The 26,321-nt window shown below is 60.6% G+C and carries 21 protein-coding genes, 1 pseudogene and 1 other annotated feature; of the genes and pseudogenes, 11 read left to right on the top strand and 11 right to left on the bottom strand.

The annotated features are described in order from the left end of the window. The first annotated feature begins 160 nt into the window (after window positions 1-160). The 4 genes from ACT531_RS13550 to ACT531_RS13535 all read left to right on the top strand — a co-directional run bounded on the left by ACT531_RS13550 (window position 161) and on the right by ACT531_RS13535 (window position 5,828). Entirely contained in the window at window positions 161-1,951 is a 1,791-nt protein-coding gene (locus ACT531_RS13550) for an acyl-CoA dehydrogenase (RefSeq protein WP_060987256.1), read from the top strand. Window positions 1,952-2,085: 134 nt separating this feature from the next. Continuing rightward, a complete protein-coding gene (locus ACT531_RS13545; protein WP_015015116.1) occupies window positions 2,086-3,039 on the top strand; it encodes an NAD(P)H-dependent flavin oxidoreductase in 954 nt (317 codons plus the stop codon). Window positions 3,040-3,340: 301 nt separating this feature from the next. After that, entirely contained in the window at window positions 3,341-4,471 is a 1,131-nt protein-coding gene (locus ACT531_RS13540; RefSeq protein WP_476017741.1) for an ABC transporter substrate-binding protein, read from the top strand. Between the two features lie 238 nt (window positions 4,472-4,709). Then, on the top strand, window positions 4,710-5,828 hold the full coding sequence (locus tag ACT531_RS13535) for an acyltransferase family protein (protein WP_209820659.1): 1,119 nt from the start codon (window positions 4,710-4,712) through the stop codon (window positions 5,826-5,828). A 78-nt stretch (window positions 5,829-5,906) separates the two neighbouring features. On the opposite strand, the gene ACT531_RS13530 is transcribed toward ACT531_RS13535, so the two are convergent. From ACT531_RS13530 to ACT531_RS13495, 8 genes are all read right to left on the bottom strand, one after another. Then, entirely contained in the window at window positions 5,907-6,287 is a 381-nt protein-coding gene (locus ACT531_RS13530; RefSeq protein WP_476017740.1) for a hypothetical protein, read from the bottom strand. A gap of 323 nt (window positions 6,288-6,610) precedes the next feature. Then, complete coding sequence (locus ACT531_RS13525) at window positions 6,611-7,045, bottom strand: type IV pilin protein (RefSeq protein WP_476017739.1); 435 nt, start codon at window positions 7,043-7,045, stop codon at window positions 6,611-6,613. A gap of 10 nt (window positions 7,046-7,055) precedes the next feature. Beyond that, window positions 7,056-10,748, bottom strand: a complete 3,693-nt coding sequence (locus ACT531_RS13520) for a pilus assembly protein (protein WP_476017738.1) — start codon at window positions 10,746-10,748, stop codon at window positions 7,056-7,058. Window positions 10,749-10,856: 108 nt separating this feature from the next. Next, complete coding sequence (locus ACT531_RS13515; protein WP_476017737.1) at window positions 10,857-11,678, bottom strand: pilus assembly PilX family protein; 822 nt, start codon at window positions 11,676-11,678, stop codon at window positions 10,857-10,859. A 33-nt stretch (window positions 11,679-11,711) separates the two neighbouring features. Then, entirely contained in the window at window positions 11,712-12,605 is an 894-nt protein-coding gene (locus ACT531_RS13510) for a PilW family protein (RefSeq protein ID WP_476017736.1), read from the bottom strand. Window positions 12,606-12,666: 61 nt separating this feature from the next. Then, on the bottom strand, window positions 12,667-13,347 hold the full coding sequence (gene pilV, locus ACT531_RS13505) for a type IV pilus modification protein PilV (RefSeq protein WP_476017735.1): 681 nt from the start codon (window positions 13,345-13,347) through the stop codon (window positions 12,667-12,669). After that, window positions 13,335-13,913 (bottom strand): GspH/FimT family pseudopilin, encoded by a 579-nt coding sequence (locus ACT531_RS13500; RefSeq protein ID WP_476017734.1) that lies wholly within the window; start codon window positions 13,911-13,913, stop codon window positions 13,335-13,337. The genes pilV and ACT531_RS13500 overlap by 13 nt, the downstream gene beginning before the upstream one ends. Window positions 13,914-13,928: 15 nt before the next feature. Next, complete coding sequence (locus tag ACT531_RS13495) at window positions 13,929-14,483, bottom strand: GspH/FimT family pseudopilin (protein ID WP_476017733.1); 555 nt, start codon at window positions 14,481-14,483, stop codon at window positions 13,929-13,931. Window positions 14,484-14,910: 427 nt separating this feature from the next. On the opposite strand from ACT531_RS13495, the pseudogene ACT531_RS13490 reads away from it, so the two are divergent. Then, a pseudogene (locus ACT531_RS13490) lies at window positions 14,911-15,959 on the top strand (IS3 family transposase); the annotation flags it as partial. Beyond that, window positions 15,188-15,304 (top strand) — a sequence feature (AL1L pseudoknot). (Overlaps the previous pseudogene by 117 nt.) A 37-nt stretch (window positions 15,960-15,996) precedes the next feature. Here ACT531_RS13490 and ACT531_RS13485 read toward each other — a convergent pair. Beyond that, on the bottom strand, window positions 15,997-16,257 hold the full coding sequence (locus ACT531_RS13485) for a transposase (RefSeq protein WP_476017732.1): 261 nt from the start codon (window positions 16,255-16,257) through the stop codon (window positions 15,997-15,999). 248 nt (window positions 16,258-16,505) lie between these two features. On the opposite strand from ACT531_RS13485, the gene clpB reads away from it, so the two are divergent. The 3 genes from clpB to ACT531_RS13470 all read left to right on the top strand — a co-directional run bounded on the left by clpB (window position 16,506) and on the right by ACT531_RS13470 (window position 21,125). Beyond that, window positions 16,506-19,112: an ATP-dependent chaperone ClpB gene (gene clpB, locus ACT531_RS13480; RefSeq protein ID WP_476017731.1), complete on the top strand. Its 2,607-nt coding sequence runs from the start codon at window positions 16,506-16,508 to the stop codon at window positions 19,110-19,112. A 74-nt stretch (window positions 19,113-19,186) separates the two neighbouring features. After that, window positions 19,187-19,540, top strand: a complete 354-nt coding sequence (locus tag ACT531_RS13475) for a hypothetical protein (protein ID WP_295941063.1) — start codon at window positions 19,187-19,189, stop codon at window positions 19,538-19,540. A gap of 145 nt (window positions 19,541-19,685) precedes the next feature. After that, the gene (locus ACT531_RS13470) at window positions 19,686-21,125 is read left to right on the top strand and encodes a coniferyl aldehyde dehydrogenase (protein ID WP_476017730.1); all 1,440 of its coding nucleotides are present in this window, start codon (window positions 19,686-19,688) and stop codon (window positions 21,123-21,125) included. Here ACT531_RS13470 and ACT531_RS13465 read toward each other — a convergent pair. Then, entirely contained in the window at window positions 21,097-22,995 is a 1,899-nt protein-coding gene (locus ACT531_RS13465; protein ID WP_476017729.1) for an ATP-binding response regulator, read from the bottom strand. The two genes, ACT531_RS13470 and ACT531_RS13465, sit on opposite strands and share 29 nt — an antisense overlap. Further along, the gene (locus ACT531_RS13460; RefSeq protein ID WP_060986041.1) at window positions 22,982-23,617 is read right to left on the bottom strand and encodes a response regulator; all 636 of its coding nucleotides are present in this window, start codon (window positions 23,615-23,617) and stop codon (window positions 22,982-22,984) included. Before ACT531_RS13460 ends, ACT531_RS13465 begins: the two co-directional genes overlap by 14 nt. Before the next feature lie 163 nt (window positions 23,618-23,780). On the opposite strand from ACT531_RS13460, the gene ACT531_RS13455 reads away from it, so the two are divergent. The 3 genes from ACT531_RS13455 to ACT531_RS13445 all read left to right on the top strand — a co-directional run bounded on the left by ACT531_RS13455 (window position 23,781) and on the right by ACT531_RS13445 (window position 26,308). Continuing rightward, window positions 23,781-24,374, top strand: coding sequence for a hypothetical protein (locus ACT531_RS13455; protein WP_476017728.1), 594 nt, complete (start codon window positions 23,781-23,783; stop codon window positions 24,372-24,374). Window positions 24,375-24,541: 167 nt separating this feature from the next. Then, window positions 24,542-25,066 (top strand): GNAT family N-acetyltransferase, encoded by a 525-nt coding sequence (locus ACT531_RS13450; RefSeq protein WP_015015097.1) that lies wholly within the window; start codon window positions 24,542-24,544, stop codon window positions 25,064-25,066. Between the two features lie 75 nt (window positions 25,067-25,141). Then, the gene (locus tag ACT531_RS13445) at window positions 25,142-26,308 is read left to right on the top strand and encodes a methyltransferase (RefSeq protein WP_476017727.1); all 1,167 of its coding nucleotides are present in this window, start codon (window positions 25,142-25,144) and stop codon (window positions 26,306-26,308) included. Window positions 26,309-26,321 lie beyond the last annotated feature (13 nt).

Here is a 26,321-nt window from a genome sequence, read left to right as displayed (position 1 = left end):
GAGGCACCGATCTTCAGTGTGGCCGACTATGGGCTGGAAGCGGATCTGTTCACGGCTGTGCCTGAACTGGTCAAGGCCCTGTAAGAACGCCCCTGTGCACACAAAGGCATCGCTCGCGATGCCTTTTTTTTGACGAAATTTTGCTTTCCCGGAGACACCCATGAGCTACACCGCCCCCGTCAAGGACATGCTGTTCGCCATCGAGCACCTGGCCAACATTGAACAGATCGCGCAGATTCCCGGTTTTGAAGACGCCGGACTGGACACGGCCTCTGCCGTGCTGGAAGAGTGCGCCAAGTTCAATGAGGGCGTGCTGGCTCCGCTCAACTGGGAAGGCGACAAGAACCCATCGAGCTGGAAAGACGGCGTGGTCACCACCACCCCGGGCTTCAAGGAAGCCTTCCGCCAGTACGCCGACGGCGGCTGGCAAGGCCTGCAGCACCCAGCCGACTTCGGCGGCCAGGGCCTGCCCAAGACGATTGGCGCCGCCTGCATCGAGATGACCAACAGCGCCAACATGAGCTTCGCGCTGTGCCCGCTGCTGACCGATGGCGCCATCGAGGCCCTGCTGACAGCAGGCAGCGATGAGCTCAAGGCCACCTATCTGGAGAAGCTGGTGACCGGCCAATGGACCGGCACCATGAACCTGACCGAACCCCAGGCGGGCTCGGACCTGGCCTTGGTGCGCACCCGCGCCGAGCCGCAGCCCGATGGCACCTACAAGATCTTCGGCACCAAGATCTTCATCACCTACGGTGAGCACGACATGGCCGAAAACATCGTGCACCTGGTGCTGGCCCGCGTGCAAGGAGCGCCCGAGGGCGTGAAGGGCATCAGCTTGTTCGTAGTGCCCAAGTTCATGGTCAACAAGGATGGCACGCTGGGTGCACGCAACGACGCGCACTGCGTGAGCATCGAGCACAAGCTGGGTATCAAGGCATCGCCCACGGCCGTGCTGCAGTTTGGCGACCACGGCGGTGCCGTGGGCTACCTGGTGGGCGAAGAAAACCGTGGCCTCGAATACATGTTCATCATGATGAACGCGGCTCGCTACGCCGTGGGCATGCAGGGCATTGCGATCTCCGAGCGCGCCTACCAAAAGGCCGTGCAGTACGCCAAAGACCGTGTGCAAAGCCGCCCCGTGGACGGCAGCATTGCCGCCAGCGCGCCCATCATTCACCACCCCGATGTGAAGCGCATGCTGATGACGATGCGCGCCACCGTCGAAGGTTGCCGCGCCATGGCCACGGTGGCGGCTGCGGCGTTTGATGCTGCGCACCACCACCCCGATGCCGACACGCGCAAGCAGAACCAGGCGTTCTATGAATTCATGGTGCCGCTGGTCAAGGGCTACAGCACCGAGACCAGCCTGGAGGTGACCAGCCTGGGCGTGCAGGTGCACGGCGGCATGGGTTTCATTGAAGAAACTGGCGCGGCCCAGTACTACCGCGACGCCAAGATCCTGACCATCTACGAAGGCACTACCGCCATTCAGGCCAACGACCTCGTGGGCCGCAAAACAGCCCGCGATGGCGGCCAAGTGGCCAAGGGCATTGCTGCGCAGATCGAGAAGACCGAGGCCGATCTGCTGGCCAGCGGCACCCCTGCCGCGCTGGCCGTGGCCAAACGCCTCACAGCCGCGCGCAAGGCGCTGCTCGACGTGATCGACTTCGTGGCCGGTGGCACCAAGGCCCAGCCCAACGCCGTGTTTGCAGGTAGCGTGCCTTACCTGATGCTGGCAGGCAATGTGGTGGCGGGCTGGCAACTGGCCCGCAGCCTGCTGGTGGCGCAAGACCTGTTGCAAAAGGGACAGGACGAAGCGTTCATGCGCGCAAAAATCACCACGGCCCAGTTCTATGCCGACCACATTCTGGTGAAGGCCCCAGGCCTGCGCGACAGCATTGTGGAAGGCGCAGCCAGCGTGACCGAGCTGGCGCTGGAAGCCTTCTGAAGGACTGGCGTGCTGTGAGGAGACAGGCCACCTGCAGGGCAGGGGCCTTGATATAAAAATGATAGCTACGGGCGCATGATTCACCAGCGCGTCCGGTCTATTTCATCCCTATTCTTGTTCTGGAAGTTGTAGCCATGTCCAAACTGCCTCCCGTGTTGCAAAACCTGTCGCTGCCCGTCATCGGGTCGCCGCTGTTCATCATCAGCAACCCCAAGCTCGTGATCGAGCAGTGCAAGGCCGGTGTGGTGGGCTCCATGCCTGCCCTGAACGCCCGCCCCGCAGAGCTGCTGGACGAATGGTTGGCCGAGATCACCGAAACCTTGGCGGCCTACAACAAGGCCAACCCCGACAAGCCCGCCGCACCCTTCGCCATCAACCAGATCGTGCACAAGAGCAACGACCGCCTGGAGCACGACATGCAGGTCTGCGCCAAGTACAAGGTGCCGATCATCATCACGTCCTTGGGCGCGCGCGAGGATGTGAACCAGGCCGTACATGCATGGGGCGGCGTGGTGCTGCACGACATCATCAACAACAAGTTTGCGCACAAGGCCATTGAGAAGGGCGCTGACGGCCTGATCGCCGTGGCGGCCGGTGCGGGTGGCCATGCGGGTACCAAGAGCCCGTTTGCGCTGATCCAGGAAATCCGCCAGTGGTTCGACGGCCCGCTGGCGCTCAGCGGCTCTATCGCCAGTGGCGGCGCGGTGCTGGCTGCACAGGCCATGGGGGCGGACTTTGGCTACATCGGCTCGGCCTTCATCGCCACGCATGAGGCACGTGCCAGCGAGGCCTACAAGCAGGCCATCGTGGACGGCAACTCGGACGACATCGTCTACAGCAACTTGTTCACGGGTGTGCACGGCAACTACCTGGCACCCTCGATCCGTGCGGCAGGCATGGACCCGGACAACCTGCCCGAGTCCGACCCCAGCAAGATGAACTTTGGTGGTGACGCCAAGAAGGCCTGGAAGGACATCTGGGGCTGCGGCCAGGGCATCGGTGCCATCAACGCCGTGACCAGCACTGCCGAGCTGGTCGCCAAGCTGCGAAGCGAATACGAGGCAGCCCGCGCCCGCCTCAAGCTCTGACGCTCTGCGCTCTGCGCTCTGCGCTCTGCGTGAGGGGCGCGGGGGCTTCTTGCCTCCGGCGCCCTGCGGTCATTTCCGTACCTCACTCTGACACCCGTTTCGCCCGCCATGTGTGCCGACACGTGGCGGGCGATTGTCTTTGTGGGGTGGGACTTCTGCCCCTGTTTCCGCGGCGATGTACCCAAGGGGAAACCCGGATGGGGAGGATCAGGTCTCTACTGATAATGGTGATGAAAAATAATCAATCAAGGTCGGTGCAGTGTTTACCGGCCTTGTCACCATGTTGCGAGGGAGATGCCCGATGTTCCGTGCTTTTGTGTGCCTGCTGGCCGTGTGCGCCACCGCCCTGGTTCATGCCCGCAATGAAGGTGTGACGGCCGATGAAATTCGGCTGGGTGCGTCGGTGGTGCTGTCGGGGCCGCTGGGGCCGCAGACGGCACAGTACGGGGAGGGCTCGCGACTGCTGTTCGACGCGGTGAACGCGCAGGGCGGGGTGCATGGCCGCATGATCCGTTACACCACGCTCGACGATGCTTTCAACCCGCAAAAGGCCGTCGAGAACACCCGTCAGCTGCTGGAAAACGACAAGGTGTTCATGATCTTCCACAGCACCGGCACGGCGCAGACGGCGGCCATCCTGCCGCTGATCAAGGAGCAGCGCACCCTGTTGTTTGGCCCCGTCACGGGCGCCTCGGTGTTCCGTGAGGCGTTCAATCCCTATGTGTTCCATGTGCGCGCGGGTTATGCGAACGAGGCCAGCAAGATCGTGTCGCAACTGCGCCAGCAAGGCATCACCCGTGTAGCCGTGTTCTTTCAGGACGACGGCCTGGGCAAGACACTGGCGGGCGAGCTCAAGAAAGCATCGGAAGAGGAGAAGCTGCCCTTCCTGGCCGAGATCAAGGTGGACCCCAAGCAGCCCGACTTTGCCGCTGCCGCGCAAGCCACCGAGAAAGCCCAGCCCCAGGCGGTGATCGTGGCCTCGGGCGGCACCACCTTCACCAGCTACATCAAGGCCGTGCAGGCCACGGCAGCGCGGCCTGCCTACTACGGGTTCTCGGTGGCCAGCATGGACGTGATCCAGCGCGAACTCAAGGACAAGGCGCGGGGCATCATCCTGGCGCAAATCATGCCGTCGCTGCGCAACACCACCATCCCTGTGGTGGCCGAATATCTGAACCTGTTGCGCGCCAAGTCGCCTGGCGCCCAACCGTCGGCCTCCCAGTTCGAGGGCTTTGTCCACGCACGCTTGCTGGTGGAGGGGCTGCGCCGCACGGGGCGTAACCTGACCACCGAGTCGTTCTCCAAAACGATGGAAGACGCGGGGGAAATTGCCTTTGGCCGCTTCAACGTGAAGTATTCGCCGCGCAACCACAATGGCTCGACCTACGTCGAGCTGGCCATAGTGGATGCCGAGGGCAGCCTGCGCTATTGACGGCTGTTCGCGCCGATCAGAGGGTTGGATTTGCGGTCGGGTGACCCACGCTGTGTAGGGGCGACCCCGGCGCGACAGCAGGTTGGTGCAAAAAATCCTCTAACCGAGGACAATAGAGGGTTTTGTTGCTCCGCCCCTTGTTCCGTTCGTCTCGCTGCCTGGCAGGGTAGATAACGCGGTAGGGGTGGCTACGGATGTCTGGCGGTGTTCTGTCCGCTGGAGTTCACGAACACCCCCTATGTCCTCGTCCACATCCCGAACGCCGTTGATCGACATGATCAAGGGCATGGCTTGCGCCACCATCGTGTGGCACCACCTGGCCTTCTATGGCCCGATGTCCGACATCGCCCACCCTTTGGCTCCAGCCCTCATGGCCTGGCTGTACGACTACGGACGCATGGCGGTGCAGGTGTTTCTGGTGCTGGGCGGGTATCTGGCTGCTGCGAGTCTTGCACCCCAGGGCGTGGCCCGTTTTGAACACGCTGGCACCGCCATTGCCAAGCGGTTTGTGCGTCTGGTAGTGCCTTACGCCGTGGCGCTGGTGCTGGCGGTGCTGGTGTCTGCCCTGGTTCGGCCTTGGATGGACCACCACTCCGTGCCCGACCAGCCCACTTTCTCGCAGCTGCTGGCGAACGCATTGCTGCTGCAGGACATCGTGGGCGCAGGCGCTCTATCGGCTGGCGTCTGGTACGTGGCCATCGACTTCCAGCTCTTTGCCCTGACCGTGCTCATGCTCGCCGGGGTGCGTGCGCTGCCAATGCGCCAGTTACGGCGCCAAGCGGCGGCCGTGTCGCAAGGATTGGTGTTGCTGATGGCGGGCGCCTCATTGTGGCTGTTCAACCGCATGGCGGGGCTGGACATGTGGGCGCTGTACTTTTTTGGTGCTTACGGCCTTGGCATGCTGGCCTATTGGGCGACCCGTGCCCCCCAGGCGCAGGGGTGGATGACGATGATGGCGTTGTTGGCAGGCGTGGCACTGGCCGTGGACTTCCGCGCGCGCATTGCCGTGGCTGCGGTCACGGCGCTGTGCCTGGTGGTGGCCATGCGCTCCGATCGCGTCCGCAGCTTTTCCGGCGTATCTCCGCTCATAAAGCTCGGTCAGATGTCGTATTCGGTCTTCCTGGTGCACTTTGCTGTGTGCTTGCTGGTCAACGCGGTGGTCAGCCACCTTTGGCCCACTTCGCCCGTGTTGAACGCCTTGGGTATGCTGCTGGCCTTCGCACTGTCGCTAGTCGCCGGCCGCCTCCTGTATCTGCGGGTGGAGCGCCACGTACCTTCGTGGTCCACGGCGCTGCGCTGGCAGCTGGGCCTGGTAGGGGCGGGCATGCTGGTGGTCATTACCAGCAACTGGGCGTAGCCTCTGGGCTAAAACCGTATGGGCGAGCTGGCGGGGCCGCCTTTTTGAGCACTACCTGCCCTTTCGCCGCGTGCAGTGCTATCGCAAAAGCTTGCGCTCCCGCCGCTTGCGCTGTTTGTCCAGAAACCAGGCCATGAAGGGCAGCAACAGCATCGAGCCCGGGATCACCCAGATGAAAAGATACGGGCTGACCGATGAAGCGGACCGCATCACATCTCGCAGGTGGGCCCGCTCCTCTGCACTCCAGGTGCCCTGTCGGCGTTGCTGGACCAGCCAGACCACCGAGCCTTTCATCGTGGCCATCTCTCTGCGTAAACGGCTCTTTTCCCGGCTGTTGCCAGCCAAAAAGGAACAGAACCATTCTGGGGCACGCTCCATGCGTCGCTGGAATGCCGAAGTCGAATCGGGGTCAAACGCGTCGTCGGAGCCAGAGGTTTGGGAAGGATTGCGAGTGTCCATGATAAACGCCATTTTGTTTGAGATACAAAGAATGCCAAACAGGTTCTGCGTTAGGTGGATACCAAAAATCGTAGGGCGCAGGGCTTGACGGCGCAGGGGACCTGCCCTTGCTTGTCGATAGATGACTTGGCAAAAGCGAACACCCTATTCCTGCAAGTCGCGGTGGGCATCTGTGCCGCGATTGAGCACGAATGGTGACAAGGCGTAGTGTCCGTCCTCTAGGCCCAATTCAGGCAAAAAAAAGCGCTCGGAATCCAAGCGCTTGGTAAAGAAGTGATTGCAGAAGCCGTTTAAGGTTCGTGCGGATTTAGTAGTGGCAGCGTCTATTTGTTCCAGCACTCCTCGGCTGTTGTACCACTTGAATAATTCAGCGCACCACGCACTCCAGTGTTTGTAAGCGTGAAATCGCCGCATTTATCCTTGGCTTGGCCTCCTCCTACCTTACGAGTAGCAACTAATGTAAAAGCCGAGTTGGTGTTGCCTGCAGCAAACCCAATGGTGTACCGCTTTGTGCTATCTGCAGCCCAAGTTAAATTGGCAGGAAGTGCTGTTGGATATACGCCGGTAGCTGTCGCTGCACGCTCTAGCCACTGTTGAGCCTGTAACAGTCCAGCGCGCGCATCTGCCCGATGGCCGCGTGCAACGTATTCTGCGTAGCTAGGATATGCAATGGCCGAAAGAATGCCCACTATGACCACCACAATCATCACTTCGATGAGTGTGAAGCCGCGTTGTGCTCGCTGTGATTGTCCAATCATGGTTTGTCTTTCACTTCAGTTGGCGCCAGCTGGGACGCATGGATTGCTCGGGCATGCGGTTCAACGTGTCACGTGCGCCGCCACCACCTGTCAAATCCTGAATGCGGTCACGCTTAGTGATCAGAACTGGTGTGCCTGTTTTCACAGCAACCCGGGCCACTTTTTTGTCAGCGGTCGCGTTGTAAATGCCGTTGTTGTCGGTGTCCACCAGCTGGACCGTCGGAATTTTGCCATCCATGATGTTGACAAAGGTACGGAACTGGCTGCCTGCGCTGGTATCAACTTTCACAGGCACACAGCTTTCGTTGATGTTGTCGCTCTCGCTGTTCTTGGTGCCTGAGGGTGATTCGCTGTAAACCGCAAGAATATTGCTGCCATCAAAGAATTGCATGGGCTTGAGCAGACGCTCACCGCTGAACGGCAAGTCCAAGTACCAGCCTTTGTAATCCTTCCAGGTTTCCTTTTTCAGTTCTTGGGTTGCGGTCACGGTAGCGTCATCACCAGATACGGTCGTGATAGATTGTTTGGCCAGGGGGGCCCCACTATTCGCAATGGTGCCGACCTGCTCGGGAGCTGGCACGCAGGTTGTGGGTGCCGCCACACAGTCGCCTGCGCCCGGGTGTACTTCGAGTGAACTCTTGTCTGACTTCATGCGGTAGCGCGTGTTATCCAACACCGAATACAGCGTTTGTACGGGTTGTGTGATGTCAGTTCGGCGGTCGTTGGCCGTAAGGTTACGTCCTGTGCCAAAGGCGACCATCATTCCTCCAATAGGCACTGTTTTTGCGCTCGGACCCGAGCCTACCGTCATGCTGCGATCATTTGGGCGCACGATAGGTGGAGCGGTGATCGGTTGGACTTGGTCGCGCGTGGTACTGGATAGTGTGACCGGACCGCGCGCAGTGAACAGCGGCTTGTTGTCGCCGAAGGCCACCTTCCAATCGCTATCGGTGGCGCTAGTAAGGTCGAACTTCCAGAGATTACCCAAGTTGTCACCGGCATAGACAATATCGGTCTTGCCATCACCATCCAGGTCCACCAGTGTGGGCGATGCTAAGCCGTTGTCGTTGGCGTTCCCTGTGCCTGTGGCAACTGTCGCTGGGACGGCCTGAATACGTTTGAGCGCTCTATCACCATCCAGGTACTGCACGAGCAGAACTGGGCGCTGGTTGGTACTGTTGTAACCGTTGCCCATCACTACAGCCCACCGCCCGTTGTTTAGGCGCGTGATTTGCGTAGCTTCCTGCTTGTTGGCTGGGTTACGCCCTGGCACAGCGGTAATGTTGCCAATATCCCTCATATCGGCTACGCCCTTTTCGCAATCGCTTTTTGCCGACCCTGAAAGTGCGCTGCAGTTAGGCTCGGCCTCGTTTTGGGCACGGGTTTTATCCAGCATCACTAGGTCAGCTGCGTTGGCCGTGCCAAAGCTGCCAGGGTTGGTGACATCCAGCACAAAGTAGCCTTTGCCACCTGCACCCAGTGCACCCACCAGCAGGGTCTTCCAGTTGCTACCGTCCTTGATGTCGCCGGTCATGGGTGAGCCGTCAACATAATAACGGTGCTGATAATCCTTGTCGGTTAGGTCTTTCAGCCCGCCGACCACTCCACGGGGCACATAGGCAATCAGTTCTTTGCCGTCGGTTGCCGAAAATCCATGCAGCATGCCGTCGTTGCCACCCACGTAGAGAACAGGCGTCCGGTTTTTCTGAGCGGCGACAAAGGTCGAGTAACCCATTGAGTAGTTGCTGATCGGGCGCCCGGTATACCAGATTTCAGAATTGACCACATCACCCTGACGGCTGAAACGTTCACGCAATGGTTTGGCGGTGGTTGTGCCCTCCAGTCTACGGTCGCCTCGGATGTAATTAACGATATTGATTCCGTTGGTCTTCAACGGGTCGATCGTGGTGTCACCGGACGTAACGCCCAGCAATGCCCACTTCTGCTCTGTGCTGTAGCCAATAGGAGTGCCAGAAGACCATTTGAATGGAATACCACCACTGGTTGAGTCACTCCAGCTTAAAACAAGACGGCTATCCACGGCACCATCCACAGGCCATGCTTCGTCAAGCCGGTCCGCCGTGGATTTGCCTTGCCAACCAGAAACCGTGTCTGGAAAGCGAATGCATTTCAGGCCGGGATCTGCCTCAGTGGGGCACGCATATTCTTCAGGTTCAATGGCGCGCGTAGCAGTAATAGATCCACTCCAGCCTCTTTTCGGGCTGTAGGTAGACGCAAAAATTCCCGCGTTGCTTTGAGAAACATTATATCCGCTCGTACTGCCGCCGCCGGCGATTTCATCAGGCAGTGGTGCACTCTCTTCGTTGATCTTGCCGATAATTTCGGTAAATGCTTTGGCGAGGTCTTGAGCTTCTGATACAGAATAATAGCGGCCACGCCCATTGATAGCGGCGTGCCATAAATCCAGTGCACGCTTGTCTTCACTATCCATCGCCGGCCAGGTTTGGAACCCCGTTACGATATCGATGAAACTGTTATCGTAACCAAAAGGAACCTTGTCTGTTGGTCCAATAATATTGCTTGCACCAGGCCACGTAGTTGCATCATCGCTGAAGCCGATGGTATACGTGACCATATGTGGCCACGTCGCTGGGTTGTATTTTGGATTCCAGTATTTTTGTAAATCAACCGATTTGGTTTCGGTTCCATCGGGCACTCGACAGTTATTACTTGTTCCAGTTAGATAAACGCCAGAGAGGGCTTCGCATGCCGCTCTTCGTTGTGAACCGGTGCTCCCAGAGACGGTTATAATTTTGGTTTTAGTGATTGTTCGAGTAAAAAACTCCGTGGCGGGGGCTTCGTCATAAATTTTCGAGGGTTTAAGCTTGTCAGAGTCTTTCAAAAGAGAAGCCGTCTGCAAAGGCTCCATCCAGCTTTTGAATGCCCAGTCGGAGATCGTATCCGAATAGTTATCGTAATAAACCTTGGTCTGATCTGAGGTGGTACTGTACGCCTTGCGGTCACCTAAGGAGGCCCAATCCACACCGTCCTGCGTGCCTCCAGAAACCGCGCCATTCCAGCGACCGTCTGTCATCAAGATGTGGTAGTTGCGACGGCACCCCAAATACTCAGTGGCCTTGCTGCCGGTGCCACCAGGATCGGTCGCCCACGGACTACTGCTGTTCAGCGTGCGCCGCATGTAGGCATCTGCTTGGCTCGGGAGCCGGTGCAACGGGGTCGTACTGCCAGGCGATATCCCATTGACAAAGGAAAGGAAGTTGTCGCGATGTACCTTTCCGCTCCCCACGGAAGCATCAATCGGGCGCATCGAGTTGACTACCATGCCAGCGGCGTTGACGTTCTTTTGGGTGCCGTTATTCATGGACTGCCAAGCGATCCGCAGTTTGTTTTCTGGTATTAGGTCCTTATCATTAAAGACCTTTTTCAATGCATATTGCAGAACCTTTACACGGCGTGCGTCATCCTTCCACTTGCCACTGCTATCCGGTTCCGTGTAGCCTGGGCCTGTAGCTGTTGAGCCATCGCTGCTTGTTTTGACGCCATAATTCATACTCCCCGAATCATCGATGGAGATAATTACATTTGGGGCGACGAAAGCCGATTTGGAGGTGGGAAGAGGCGGTTCCTGTACCAGATTCAGCGCCCAGGCAGGTGTCAACACTGCACCAATCGCAATGGCCAGTAAGTTTTTCCGAAAGGGTATGTGGTTGGTTCGGGGCATGGCGTGCTCCTTCAGGTATATGGGTCGGCAAAAGAAATAGTACAGGCGTGCAGCGCTTGCTACATGGTGTTGACTGCTGTTGGATTTGTAGTTGTTGAGTCCATGGCTTCAATCTTTTGTCCGTTGTCGTGCATATGTTTCCTGCAACACAACAGCAGTCTCGGGCTTGCGCCCTTTTGCGAGAGCGGTAATCCGGAAGACTACATAAACGTCGAGGTTCAGCGGCAATTGGCTGGTACTGGTATCGACAATTAGATTGGCACTTTTGGCAGCATCGCTGTATCGCATGATTTCGATCCAGTACCAGCCTCCCAAGCCTGCTGCAGTTTCTGTCAGTATCGGGTTGAGTTGACCTGCAGTTGTTTTGTTAATGGCGCCGGTAAATTGGCCGTAGCGGGCGCCGACGGCAGTAAGGTCCGACAGCGGTACCTCTCCCAAGGTTGTGTCGGCGGCGGGTGTGATCGGGGTCGTGGCTGTAGCGTAATTCCAGAAGTCTTGACGTCCTACGCGGCGCGCACACAGTCCATCTTTGCAGCGCTTGCTTTCTCCCTCCAATGACGTGATGAGAGGGTTGATTTCATTGGTATCACCCGGGAATTGCATCGCGCCACTTGTGTAGCCGCGGCAAGGAGGTCCTGCACATAGGCTGCCATCGGCCATTTCGCCACGAATGTCCAGCTCCGCGTCTTGCAGTAGCGCTTGCGCCGCTTCTAGCGCTCGTTGGTAATCTGCGTCATTCCCGACTACCATTTCATTAAAGAGCGAGGTGCGAGAGGCCCACAGCGCCAGCAGCATGGATAGCATGACGAAAACGATGACCACGAATAGCGCCACGCCACGCTGGCGACTGGCAATAACTTTGCCGGGCTGCCTATGGCTATTTTGAGCAACTGGATGGCAGGAGGCGACAGGGTGCAGTGGGCTTGACATGATGGCTGATTTGCGATGTTCTATAGGGGCGCGTCAGATCAGCCCTTGGCTGCGCAGCTGGAAGGTGTTGCGGAACACTAGGTGCATGCGATTCTTGCGATTACCTGTCAGCGTGGTTATGTCAACACTGTTGCCTGAGCAGTCGGTGTAAGTGCTGCCTGCGGGCATATCAATGGACTCACTGCCGTAGAGCACTAAGCAGATTTGTATGCCTTGCACGCGTCTCCACGTTGGGTCGGTTGCGGCCGTTGGCATGTCGCTTCCTTTGGTGTACTGCACTTTGGACCCAGCGGCATCGGTAGTCTGGACCGCGTAGAGGGCCTGGAATTGCGCAACATTTTGCACAATGGGCTGGGGCGTAATCACACTGTTGCCTCGGCATTGCAATTCGTTTTTGGCGCTGTCAAAAGTAAAAATACTCTCGATCAACTGATCGGTACTGCTATTGCCCGGGGCGCCAACGCAGTTGCGAGCCAGATAATCGGTGCCAAATATCGCAGCGGACGCACCGCTGGCTGGTGTCCCGGCGACCATGAACACATTGTCCGCGTAACGCCGGAAGCCGGTGGTCACCGTATCGCTCGCGCCTGCAAGGGTGCTTTCTTGTGCAAAGCTGTTCCCGCCGCTAACTGCATCTGCTTTGATCTCAAAAGCCACAGGGCTCAACACATCTGTGTTGCTGCCCCCGGTGGGGTTTGGGTTCAGGTAAAGGGAGCCGGTTTGGCGCAGCTGCTGACCGATAACCCGCATCACGTATGCCCCTTGCTGTTGTATGCCGCTGGCGTCGCTCACTGAGCCGGAGATTCCTCGTGACACCATCAATGCTCCCATGGCTACCGCTACGACGAGCAGCCCGATGACTATGCCGACCATCAACTCAATCAGTGTCACGCCGCGCTGGTGAAGGGGGATTTGAAAGGTTTTCATGGGTTAGGGCTTGTCAGGTAAGCGCCAGAAGCTATGGTTTTTATAGAATGCGAGGCTTGCTTTACGAGCAATAAAGCGTCTTGGTGCCGCTGCCGTCGTCATAAGGGGCGCAGCGCGCCGCGACAGTGATGTATTGCAAGTGACAGGTTTTATCGGCGGGACAGGCATTGGCCGCATCGGTTCCAGAACTCAGCGCGCCTGCGGTGCCGTCATTTGTTGTGGCTCGGAATTTGGTCGCATCGATATCGTCCTTGTAAGCGGCAGCAGTGTCACGCTCGTTCTCACGCCACGCAATCATGATTCCCAGTTGACGACGGTTGGCTTCGACGGTTTCTCCAGGGGCCAAAAAAATACTGGCTTGCCCTCCTGGAAGCGACTGCTCCACGGTCGTTTTCCATTGTTTCAAGTCATAAGCTGCTTGCTCCACGGGGGTGCAAGTCGCACTACCGCAGTCGGACGCAGTCAGATCGCCAGCCTTTTTGCTGTAACCCGATTCATAGCTTTTGATAGTCAGCAATGCATTGGGGCTGACCTTCATTCGCTCACTCAGGTCCTCAATCAATCGGATGGCTTGGGCGCGTCGCACCGTAGTGGATGTGTCTGTCAAAGTCCGCATCTGAACGCCCAGTATCCCCAAGATTCCGAGTGCCATTACTACGATGGCAACCATAGACTCGATCAGACTGATGCCGCGCTGGCTGAATCGGTATGCGACAGGATTGATAGATGTCAATTGGTACATGGAATGGCCTCTGGGGGAATGGTGCGCACGCGTCCACCCGAACTCATGCAAACGCCTCGAGCGCCAGGGTGGGTGGTGGATTTATCTAGGGGAACCAAACTAAAGCCAAGCCACGTTCCATCCACCAGGCCCCAGCGGTTTAGCTTGATGGCGGCGCCACCGCCCGTTCGGGTGACTTGCACCCTGGAAGGCGTGTCCACACGTTGAAGCACAGGTTCGCTGGCGTTACAGGTTCCGTTGCCATTGGTGTCGTAGCAGATGATCCATCCGCAGTCCCAGTCGCGAGCGCTTGTAGCTGTCGTGCATCCGTTGGTGTTGTTTGGCAGCTTTTGTATCGCCACAAGCCCGCCGCGCTTGATAGCTTCAGAGCGAGCCATCTGGAGTGATGAGCGGAGCGCCTCAGTAGCGTTACGCACCCGCCAGCTTTCAATCATTAGGGCGAAAGAGGGACTAACGAGACCTGCCAGTACTGCCAGAATGCTAATTACCACCATCAACTCAATGGCAGTAAATCCCTCGGCATGGTGGCTGGGTCTTTGTAATTGTGAACAGCTATCAAACTTCATGGCTGGATCCACGAGTTATGTCGGACAGGCAGCACCGTGCTGCATTTGGACGATACGACCACCCATGCTGGCGCAAAGCCGTATGGCTGCGTTATCGGTTTGAGATTTGCCTGCAGGGTAGAGCAAAAAACTCATCGCAGTGGCTGCACCTCCGCTGCTTTCTGTCAGCATGCCCCAGCGGTCTACGTAGAGCGCTGTTTTGCCGCTACTGTGGGAGATAGAAACTCTTGAAGGAGCGGCATTGACTTTGATGTCTGTGCTGACTCCATTTTGGGTATGGGTCAATTTCCAACCAGTATTCCAGCCGCCCGTGGCATCGATGGTCACACCGCCACCACGTTTGATGGCTTCTGAGCGGGCTAAATACAAGCTGGAGGTCAGGGCTTCGGCCGTGTCGCGCACACGCCACCGCTCGATCAAGAGGGTGAAACTGGGACCAGCCAGCGCTGCAAGAACAGCAATAATTGCCACGACGACAAGCAGCTCAATGGCGGTAAAGCCATTAGGCTCCGCAAGTAGGAGCGGCGACGATGAATTATTGTTCGCGTGGCTGGAGGTCGATGCATGCATAGTGGAATCCTACAAAAGGCAACATTGTCTTGCCAAGAAGCCCGCGACAGATGGTTTGAGCGCCGCGACAAGCGGTGGCAATCTGCGGCCAGATCTCAAAAGGAAACCAACTTTTACCGGTATTTCCGCTTCTGTCCGTAGAGTAGCGGCGGTTTGCCCGTATTGTTTCTGGGGCGGGTTTTTACTATGGGGCACTCCGCAGTATGCTGGCGGAAGCAAGCTTAAAACCGCTTTGGCATTCTTGGAAACCTTTGGGTCTTTGGGAATGTAGCTGCTCGACCTCTATAGCTGATACTCCCGCCGTCGATGAATGACGGCGCTTTGAGTTGTATAGTATTTCGGTGTAGTTGAAGGCATCAGCTCGCGCATCATCATGGGTGAATCGCCTGTGGTTTGAGGAGGCTCAACACTCTGAGAGGATTGAGTCATGAGCAAGTCGAACAAGTTCTCACCCGAGGTGCGTGAGCGGGTGGTGAGGATGGTGCAGGAGCGCCTTGGGGGGGCGCCCGTCGTTGTGTGCCGCCATCGAGTCCATCGCTCCCAAGATTGGCTGTGTGTCGCAGAGCTTGAGCGAATGGGTCAAGCGCGGAGGTTGATTCCGGCGTGCGTGAACGCGTCGCGACCGGCGAGGCCCAGCGGGTCAAGGCCTTGGAGCGCGAGGTCAAGGAGCTGCGTCGGGTCAACGAGATATTGAAGCTCGCCAGCGCGTTTTTCGCCCAGGCGGAGCTCGACCGCAGGCTCAAGTCCTGAAGAACTTCATTGACAAGCGTCGCGATATTTTCGGGGTCGAGCCGCTCTGCAAGGTCTTGCAGATTGCCCCGTCGGCTTGTCGAAGGCATGCTGCGCTGCTGCGCGAGCCCCGCAGGTGCTGTGAGTGGGCTCTGTGTGATCAGAAGTTGATGCCGCAGATTCAACGCGTTTGGAGGGCCAATATGCGAGTCTACGGCGCTGACAAGGTGTGGCGCTGGGGCGCGAAGGCGTGAGCGTGGCTCGCTGTACGGTCGAGCGCTTGGTGTGCAAGCTGGGGCTGTGCGGCGTGATGTGTGGCAAGGTCGTGCGCACGACTGTCGGTGACGCCAAGGCGCCATGCCCGCTGGACCCGGTCAGCCGGCAGCTCCGCGCTGAGCGGCCGAACCAGCTACGGGTCAGCGAATTCACCTATGCCTCGACTTGGTAGGGCTGGCTGTACGTGGCCTTGGTTGTTGACGTGTTTTCCCGTCGCATCGTCGGTTGGCGCGTGAGCAGCTCAATGCGCACTGACTTCGTGCTCGATGTCCTGGAGCAGGCCCTGTACGCCAGATAGCCCAAACGCGACGGCAGTCTAATTTGTCGCTCCGACAGGGTGCCCAGTACGTCAGTATTCGCTGCACGGAACGGCTGGCTGAGGTCGGCATCAAGCCGTCCATGGGCGTCAGGGGCGACTGCTACGACAACGCTTTGGCCGAGACTGTTGATTTCCGCGCAGAAGTGACCCACTAACCTCCGGGATTTCCATCCAAACCTGACGCGCGTACTAACCTAAGCTTGCTGCTTTGCTGAGCAGCAGGAGACCAAGAGTGATAGACGTGGCAACACCGAGTGTCATCAGGCGCTGGGCCCCGCGAGAGCGGGTGTCCATCAGGGAGATGCCCGCCGCATAGACCTTAATCCACTTGTACAGGCTTTGCTGGCTTGCGCCTATTCCAGTGGACACATCGGCCACTTGGTGGCCTCGGTCCGTCATGTGCTTGTCTGCTTCGATCTTGAATTTTCCAGGATATGGCCATTTTTTCATGACAATTCCTGGTATGTTTTGGTATCTGTTTGCATTTTGATTTATCTACTTGCATATACTTTTATCTCCTGTTGTGGCATCAGGCTTGAGACTAAATGGAGTCAAATTCAGCCTGGGGCGATTCAGCAGATATGGAATTTCGATTCAACTGAGGTGCTTTATTGAGGGATGTCAATTTGTCCCCTTTGCACTGCCTTGAAATCAGGCACCCTTACCTCATGTTCAGTGCAATTCGGAGGACTTAGACCATGCGTCTCGACAAATTCACCACCAAGTTTCAAGAAGCTCTGAGCGACGCCCAGAGCATTGCGCTGGGTAACGACCACGCCTACATCGAGCCCGTGCATGTGCTGCAGGCCATGCTGCAGCAGGATGACGGCCCCAAGGCATTGCTGCAACGTGCAGGCGCCAATGTGCCCGGGCTGCTGGCAGCGGCTGAGGTCGCCGTCAAACGGCTGCCTCAGGTGCAAGGCAACGACCAAGTACAGGGCGGGCCCGAGTTGGGCCGTGTGCTGCAAGCCACTGAAAAAGAAGCCATCAAGCGCGGTGACCAGTTCATCGCCAGTGAGCTGTTTCTGCTGGCTGTGATCGACAGCAAGGGCGAGGCTGCCAAGATTGCCAAGGACAACGGCCTCACGCGCAAGAGCCTGGAGGCTGCGATTGAAGCCGTGCGCGGCGGCCAGAAGATGGACAGCGCCGAGGCGGAGGGGCAGCGTGGCGCCTTGGCCAAGTACTGCCTGGACCTCACCGAACGCGCTCGCCTGGGCAAACTCGACCCGGTGATTGGCCGTGACGACGAGATCCGTCGCGCCATTCAGGTGCTGCAGCGGCGTACCAAGAACAACCCCGTGCTGATCGGTGAGCCCGGTGTGGGCAAGACCGCTATCGTTGAGGGCTTGGCCCAGCGCATCGTGGCGGGCGAGGTGCCCGAGAGCCTGAAGAACAAGCGCGTGCTCAGTCTCGACATGGCGGCGCTCCTCGCCGGTGCCAAGTACCGTGGCGAGTTTGAAGAGCGCCTGAAAAGTGTCCTCAACGAGCTGGCCAAGGATGAAGGCCAGACCATTGTCTTTATCGATGAGTTGCACACCATGGTGGGCGCCGGCAAGGGCGAGGGCGCGATGGATGCGGGCAACATGCTCAAGCCCGCGCTGGCGCGTGGCGAGCTGCACTGCGTGGGGGCCACCACCCTCGACGAATATCGCAAGTACATCGAAAAGGACGCGGCGCTGGAGCGTCGCTTCCAGAAAATCCTCGTGGGCGAACCCACCGTCGAGGCGACCATTGCCATCCTGCGCGGCCTGCAGGAGAAGTACGAGGTGCACCATGGCGTGGACATCACCGACCCGGCAATCGTCGCAGCGGCCGAGCTGAGCAATCGCTACATCACGGATCGCTTCTTGCCGGACAAGGCGATCGATTTGATCGACGAGGCTGCCTCCAAGATCAAGATCGAGATGGACTCCAAGCCTGAGGTGATGGACAAGCTCGACCGCCGCCTGATCCAATTGCAGATCGAGCGCGAAGCCGTCCGCAAGGAAAAAGACGAGTCCTCTCAAAAGCGCTTTGCGCTGATCGAGGAAGAGATCACCCGGCTGCAAAAGGAAATCGCCGATTACGACGAGATCTGGCAGTCCGAAAAAGCCCAGGCACAGGGCAGTGCGCATGTGCGCGAGGCGATCGACAAGCTCAAGTTCCAGATCGAAGAGTTCACCCGCAAGGGCGACTTCAACAAGGTGGCAGAGCTGCAATACGGCAAGCTGCCCGAGTTGGAAAATCAGCTCAACGAAGCCCAGGCGCAAGAGGCCGGCAAGGACGGTGCGCCCGCCGCGCGCCGCCTGTTGCGCACGCAGGTGGGCGCCGAAGAAATCGCTGAGGTGGTGAGCCGTGCCACGGGCATTCCGGTCGCCAAGATGATGCAGGGCGAGAAGGACAAGCTCTTGCAGATGGAAGCCAAGCTGCACGAACGTGTGGTGGGGCAAAACGAGGCGATTGCTGCGGTGGCCAACGCCATCCGTCGTTCGCGCTCGGGCCTGAGCGATCCCAACCGTCCCACAGGCTCGTTCCTGTTTCTGGGCCCCACGGGCGTGGGTAAGACCGAGCTGTGCAAGGCATTGGCCGGCTTCTTGTTCGACAGCGAGGATCACCTGATCCGCATCGACATGAGCGAGTTCATGGAGAAGCATTCGGTGGCCCGCCTGATCGGCGCACCACCCGGCTACGTGGGTTACGAGGAGGGCGGCTATCTGACCGAAGCGGTGCGTCGCAAGCCCTACAGCGTGCTGCTGCTCGACGAGGTGGAAAAGGCCCACCCCGATGTGTTCAACGTGCTGCTGCAGGTGCTGGACGACGGCCGCCTGACGGATGGCCAGGGCCGCACCGTGGACTTCAAGAACACGGTGATCGTGATGACCAGCAACATCGGCTCGCACCTGATCCAGGCCATGGTGGGACAGGACTCGGACGACATCAAAGAAGCAGTGTGGGGCGAACTCAAAAACCACTTCCGGCCGGAGTTCCTGAACCGCATTGATGAGACGGTGGTGTTCCACGCGCTGGATGCACAGCACATTGCGTCCATCGCCAAGATCCAGCTGCAGTTGCTGCAATCCCGGTTGGCCAAGATGGATTTGGAATTGCAGGTGTCCGACGCTGCCTTGGCAGAATTGGCCAAGGTGGGTTTTGACCCGGTGTTTGGTGCGCGGCCGCTCAAGCGGGCGATTCAGCAGCGCATCGAGAACCCGCTGTCCAAGCTGTTGCTAGAAGGGCGATTCGCGCCCAAGAGTGTGATTCCGGTCACCGTGAACCCTGTGCTGGAGCCTGGTGTGTTCCAGTTCGGAGTGGCTCCGCAAGAGTGATGCGGTGTCGGTATGCGATTGCGGTGTGATTCGGCACCGCAATCGCATCCCAAGTTGTGAAGGAGAGGTGTCGTTTGAATGATTTTGTTGCGGGTGTCGTCAGCCTGCTGCTGCGTGTGATCGTGATTGCCATGGGGCTGGTCTTGTTTGCCAGCCTTCTGGTCGCGGCCATGTTGCTGGCGCTGGTGTGGGTGCTGCGTGCAGGTTGGGCCCGCCTGACCGGTCGGCCAGTGACGCCGTGGGTGATGGGTGTGGACCCGCGCACAGGCTTCAGCAAAGTCTTTCGGTCCACGGAGCGGTGGTCTGCGGGCCGCCGTGGCAGCAGGGCGCCGGAAGCTACCGGTGAGGACGCTGCAGCGTCGCGCCGGGGTGGCATCCTGCCAGGGTCGGCGCAGGTCACAGACGTGGAAGCGCGCGAAGTGCGTTGATAGGGTGGTGGCGGCCGCTGCACTACGGTGGCAACCAGCTTCCTTTCGTCAGGGCCCATGGCACGGGCGCAAGCCAACGGGCATCAACCCTAACGCGCATGCCTTTTTGTGACGTGCCCATCTGGGTGTCTCCTATCATCCGACCATGACACCCACCGATATCCGCGCCCATTTCGATCTTCAGTTCCAGGCCAGCCGTGCGCATGTGGATGTGCCGCTGCTCGTGCGCCGGGAGCGATTGCTGCGCCTTCGCAAACTGCTCGATGAGAATGGGCCTGTGCTGGCGGCGGCCGTGCAGGCCGACTTTGGCATGCGGTCCCCCCGCCTCACGGAGGTGGCCGACTTCTTTGTGTTGCGCACCCTGCTGTCGCACACGCTGCGCCACTTGGCCAAGTGGGTCAAGCCTCGCAAGGTACACACGCCGATTTACCTGCAGCCGGCCCACGCCTTCATCCAGCGCCAGCCCATGGGGGTGGTGGGCGTGATTGCGCCGTGGAACTACCCGGTGCAACTGGCCTTGGCGCCCGCCATCACGGCACTGGCGGCAGGCAACCGCGTGATGCTCAAGCCCAGTGAGCTGACACCCCACACATCGGCCCAGCTAGCGCTGCTGGTGGCGCAGTTTTTCGCTCCCGACGAATTCTGTGTGGTCCAGGGTGATGCCAACCTGTCCGCCTTGTTCGCCTCGTTGCCTTTCGATCACTTGGTGTTCACGGGCTCCACGGCGGTGGGCCGCAAGGTGGCGCAGGCAGCGGCGCAGAACCTGACGCCCACCACGCTGGAACTGGGGGGCAAGTCGCCCTGCATCATCGACGGCCATTGCGACATGCAGGACGCAGCACTCAAGATTGCACACGGCAAGCTGCTCAACGCAGGGCAGACCTGCATCGCTCCCGACTACGTGCTGTTGCCGCGGGGCCGTGAGGGCGAATTTGCACAGGCTTACCGGGCTGCGGTGGTGCGCCTGTTTCCCACCATCGAGGGCAACGCCGACTACGCCTCCATCATCACGCCACGCCACCATGCCCGCCTGCGCACGATGCTGCAGCAGGCGCAAACACAAGGGGCAGAGGTGCACACCATTGACCCTACCGATGGCAAGCAGGTGGCTCCCACGGTAGGTACGCTGGGTGACGGTGCCAGCCGCCAGATGCTGCCCACACTGGTGTTTGGCGCCACGTCGCAGATGCAGCTCATGCAGGAAGAGATATTCGGCCCCATCCTGCCGGTGATCTCGTACGAGCGGCTGGACGACGCCATCGCCCACATCAATAGCGGGCCCCGCCCGCTGGCGCTGTACTGGTTTGGCCAGAGCGAGGCCGTGCGCGACGATGTGCTGCGCCGTACCGTCAGCGGCGGTGTGACGGTGAACGACACGCTGATGCACATTGCGCACGACAACCTGCCGTTTGGCGGCGTGGGCGACAGTGGCTGGGGCGCCTACCACGGCGAGCAGGGATTCCTGCGCTTTTGCCACCAGAAGTCGGTGCTGGTGCAGTCGCGCTGGGCCATGGGCTCGCTGTTCTATCCGCCCTATGGCGCCAAGTTCGATCAGGTCATGGGGCTGCTGCGCCGCTGGTTGTAGTGGCTTGTGTGAGTTGTCCGGGTGTTGTCTGACTGTCTTCCGGTTCGTCGTCCACCATGGCCGCAGGGAGCGGCGGCTGGGTGATGAGCTGCACCATCGCATCGCGCAGCTGGCCGGTGGAAACCGGCTTGTGCAGCAGCAACGCGGAGGTGGACTGAGCGTCCCGCAGGCGCTGGGGCGAGGTGTCACCCGTCATGATGATCGCGGGCACGTTGGTTCCCAGGTAGGCACGCAGCGCCTGCAGCACCTGTTTGCCGGTTTCTTCATGGCGCAGGCGGAAGTCGGTGATGATGATGTCAGGCGTCACGTCCTCCAGGACTTCCAGGGCATCCGCGCTGGATTCTGCGGTCATGCACTGACAGCCCCAGCTTTGCAGCAATGACTGCATGCCCAGGCGCACGGCCTCGTCATCGTCTATGGCCAGCACCTTCAGGCCCATCAGGCTGCGGCCGTCCTGGGGTGTGGTGGCATCGTCTTCCAGCGCACCCTGCCAGCGGTCCAGCCACAGCCTGAAGACCGATCCTTTGCCAGGCTGCGAGCGCAACTCCACAGACGTGCGCATTTCACGCGCCAGGCGCTGCACGATGGCAAGTCCCAGGCCCAGCCCCTTGCGGCGGTCGCGCTCTGGGTTGCCGAGCTGGTGGAACTCCTTGAAGATGTTTTCCCACTGGTGCTCGGGGATGCCGGCTCCGGTGTCCCACACCTCCAGCGCCAGCCGTTTGCCGCGCGTGCGGCAGGCGATCAGCACACCGCCGTGGGCGGTATAGCGCAGGGCGTTGGAGATGAAGTTGTGCATCACCAGGCCGACCAGAGAGCGGTCGGCAAACGCAGCGGCTGAGGTCTCCCGGGTGCGATACACCAGCCCGGCCGTGTCGGCCTGCACGCCAAACTCCTGCTCCAGCGCGGTGAGCAGGGGCTGCACCGCAAAAGCGGCCGGCCGTACCTTGACCACGCCCGCTTCCAGCCGGGAGTAGTCGAGCAAAGTGGTGAGCATCTCAGCGGCAGCGCCTGACGCGGCATGGGCGTGCTTGAGCACGGTGCGCTGGTGGTCGTTGAGCGGGCTGCGGTGCAGTGATTCCAGAAACAGGCCCATGGCATGCAAGGGCTGACGCAGGTCATGGCTGGCCGCTGCCAGAAAGCGGGATTTGTCGCGATCGGCCTGTTCGGCGGCCTCTTGCGCCGCCAGGGCCCGCTGCGACTCGGCCCGCAGCTGGTTGACCAGGCGCTCGTTTTCCAGCTTGAGCGCAATGCTGCGCCGCGTGGCCCGGTCGGCCGTGCGTGCCTGCAGGCAGGTCAGCGCGTAGTACACCCCCGTGAGGAACAGCGCAGGCCACATCACGGGCCCCCCGGCCAGTGCCACCGACATCATCACACCGCCGATGGCGCTGGTGAGGTAGGTGACGTAGGCGCGGTACAGCGGTGCGCCCAGCCCTAGCGCCCCTGAAGAGACCGTGCTGATGATGCCGATGGCGTAGATGACGCTGTCGGAGTTGCCCCAGTACAGCACCACGTAGCCCAGGCTGCCCCAGCTCAGGCCCATGGCCGCCATGCAGGCGATGAGCTTGCGCGCAGCCTGCGGCGCCGGGTCTACAAAGGGTGCAATGCTGCGCAGCGTGAGGTACACCCCAGCCACCACCAGCGTGTGCGAGACCAGCCACACCGTGATGGCCTGTGTGTCTGCCACCCGGGCCATGACCCAGAGCGTGCCCAGGGCCGTAGCCAGCGACGCCAGAAGCGTCATCGGAAAGTTCTGCCGCAGCAGGGCCACCTGTTCGCGCAGCACCTCGTCGCGCTCCCACACCGGCCAGCCCCAGCGCGTGGGCGGAATCACCGGTTCGAGGGTCTGCGGACTGGTCTCAGAGGGGGTCATGGAGCTGCGGGGTGGACAGACCCAGGCGCTGGGCCGCCAGCAGCGCAGCGCTGCGGCTGTTGACGCCCAGTTGCGCAAAGATGGCCGCCACATGCACACGCACCGTGTTCTCGCTCAGCCCCAGGTCGCGGGCGATCACCTTGTTGGGCCGGCCGGTGCACAGCAGCGACAGCACATCCAGCTGCCGCGCCGTGAGCGACGGCGTGTCGGGTCCGCGCACCGTGGCGCTGTTGCCGCTGTTGATCGGAAAACACGGCTGGCCAGACAGCGCACAGCTGATGGCCTCCAGGATGTCCTCGGCGCTTGCAGACTTGGGCAGAAAGCCATCTGCACCACGCGCACGCGCTTCGTGAATCGCATCGGGCGCCACGCTGGCGGACACCAGCACGATGCGCGCCTTGGGGCAGGCCTGCCGCAGCAGCCGCAGCCCGTCCAGTCCGCTCATGCCTGGCAACTGGATGTCCAGCAGCACCAGATCCGTGTCGGCCTGCTGCAGTGCGCAAGCATCGGCGATCGAGCCGGCCTCGGCAATGCTGCCCACGCTGGGATGGTCTTGCACGATCAGGCGCAGCCCCGTGCGGAACAAGGTGTGGTCATCCACGAGCAAAAGACGGGCAGTCATACAGGCAAGTATTGCGCACAACCGGGTGTTGCGGGCTAGTCCATTTGTGCGATGGACGCCTCTATGTGCACTTTCTAGACTTTCCGTCAAGCATTGAAAAGCACTTTGGGTGCGCACCAATGCGCAAACCTTCGTAACCACATTCCGTTTTCAAAGGGTTCCCATGACGATCAATGCACACACCCATGGCGCCGGCACCTCCGAAGCAGGCCTGCACCGCAGCGAACGACGACCGGCCGCCGACGCTGGCACAGGCCTGGGGGGCAACAGCGTGGCCCACATCGTGCAGGAGCATTGCCCCGACATGCTGGCCGCCGCAGGTGTGGTGATCGAGCACCTCGACGCCCAGGCGGGCACGTGGCAATTCTCGGCCGATGCGGGGCAGACCTGGCGCGCCATCCGCACCGACCTCATCAATCGCCCCGGCAATCTGGGCTTGGCGCTGGACCGCGATGCACGCCTGCGGGTGCTGCCCTTCGGCGGGCACCGTGTGACGGGCGCCCGGGTGGCATTCCACACGGTGCAGCGCAGCCACGGCCAGGGCAACGGCAGCTACCGTGCCTATGCCAGCGAGGACCGCGACGGTGGCTCGCGCACCGTCACCCTGGTGCTCAGCCTGGCGGCCATCAATGGGGCCCCGCCCGCCGTGCATGTGCCCCGCCCACGCAACAAACGCGCGATGGTGCAACGCGCGGCTGCGGCTGCGGCCACTGCCGCCGCGGGCAGCGCCCTGTCGGGCGCCCTGGCCATGGCCTGAGGGCGTTGCCAGGGCCCTCGTTGGGAGGGGCTGAATGGGGCGAAAAGCGGGGTGGGAAAGCATGGCCTTCAGCGCCGTACTAACCGCCTGTCAGGGTGGAAAAACCGTTTGCGGCGACAATGCCGGTCCTTTTGTTTTTTCATTCCCCGTTTTCGTTCGGTTTTTTCATGTCAAGTATCCAGGTTCGTCCCGCTACGCTTCGCGATGCCAAAGCCATTGCCCAGATCCACACTGTCTCTGCCCAAGAGGCTTACAAAGGACTGGTGCCAGACGAGCAGTTGAAATCCATGTCTTCGGTCGAAAAGCGCCAGGCCTACTGGCGCGAGGCCATTGAATATTGCGAGCCCCAGGTCCAGGTGGCGGTCGACGGCGAGAAGATCGTCGGCTTTGTCGGCTACGACCGCTCGCGCGATGAAAAGTCCCGCCCCACCACCGGTGAGATCTGGGCCATCTACGCCGCCCCCACGCATTGGAACCAGGGCGTAGGCCTGGCCCTGTGGGACGCCGCCCGCGACGGCCTGCAAGAAGAAGGCTGCACCAACGTCACCGCCTGGGTGCCGTTGCGCAACGAGCGCGCCCTGCGCTTTCACGAGCTGGCCGGCTTCAAGCGCGAGCTTTCCACAGCCAAGACGGCCGTGATCGGTGGCGTAAAGATTGAAGAAGTCCGCCTGAAGCGCCCGATCAACGCATAAGGTGCCACGACACCCCGCCGCGTCGCCGCGCCCCTTTCCAACCCTTCGGACTGTGCGCGGCACTGTCAGACGCTGATGCCCACAACTCCTTCCACCATCCACTGGACCCACCAGGGCCAGCCCGAGCAAGCCCTGTGGCGCTCCGAGAGTGGCGCTGCGGCGCCGCGCAGGGTGGAGACGGCCGACGACACGTTGGCCGCCGATACCGCTTACCGCATGGCCTGCGAGGGCACGGGGTTGTTGTGGCAGGGCGATTTTCAGAACGCGCGGCACCTGCTGCAGGCGCTGATGCGCCGGGCTGACAAGAAGCCGCGCAAGGCGGCGGCAAAAGCGTCCCAGAAGCTCGCGGCGGCGACCCCGGCCGAGGCGTTTCACCTGCACCGCCAGGCGCAGGCGCAGCGCGCGCGGGTGCTGGCGTCGGTGCTGATCCCGCTCGAAGGCGACTACAGCATTGCGCTGCGCCGCGCCCCGGACTGGCGCCAGGCCTGCACCGAGGCCTGGGGGCCAGCGACCGGCGAGCGCTCGGTAGCCACGCTGCGTGAGCTGCTGGGGCTGGTGGGCGCGCACGAGTGGCGCAAGAAAGGGGTCGAAATCCCTGCGCTGGGTGCCCCGCCGCTCAACCGCATCCACCCGCACTATGGGGTGTTCTCGCCGGTGCGGGGCGAATACGTGGGCTTGGTGGCCGCAGCCCCACTGCCTAGCAAAGTGCTGGCGTTCGACATTGGCGTGGGCACGGGGGTGTTGTCTGCCGTATTGGCACGCCGGGGTGTGCAGCGTGTGGTCGCAACCGACCAGGACCCGCGCGCGCTGGCCTGTGCGTGCGACAACCTGCAACGGCTGCAGCTGCTGGACCGTGTGGAGCTGCAGCAAGTAGACCTGTTTCCACCGGGCCGTGCGCCGCTCGTGGTGTGTAACCCTCCCTGGGTGCCAGCGCGCGCCAACTCCCCCATCGAACACGCCGTGTACGACGAAGGCAGCCGCATGCTCAAGGGCTTTCTGGCAGGTTTGTCGGCCCACCTGGAGCCCGGCGGCGAGGGCTGGTTGATCCTGTCGGACCTGGCAGAACACCTGGGCCTGCGCCCGCGCGAGCAACTGCTGGCGTGGATTGCCGAGGCGGGCCTGGTGGTGCGTGGTCGCCACGATGTCAAGCCGGTGCACGCCAAGGCCGCCGACGCGCAGGATGCGCTGCACGCTGCGCGTGCGGCCGAGGTCACGTCCCTGTGGCGGCTGGCTGCGGCCTGAATCCGCACTGAAC

This window comes from Acidovorax sp. DMC1, from assembly GCF_056314325.1.
The sequence above is the reverse complement of the archived record's forward strand: the minus strand, read 5'-3'. Positions and strand labels throughout refer to the sequence as shown.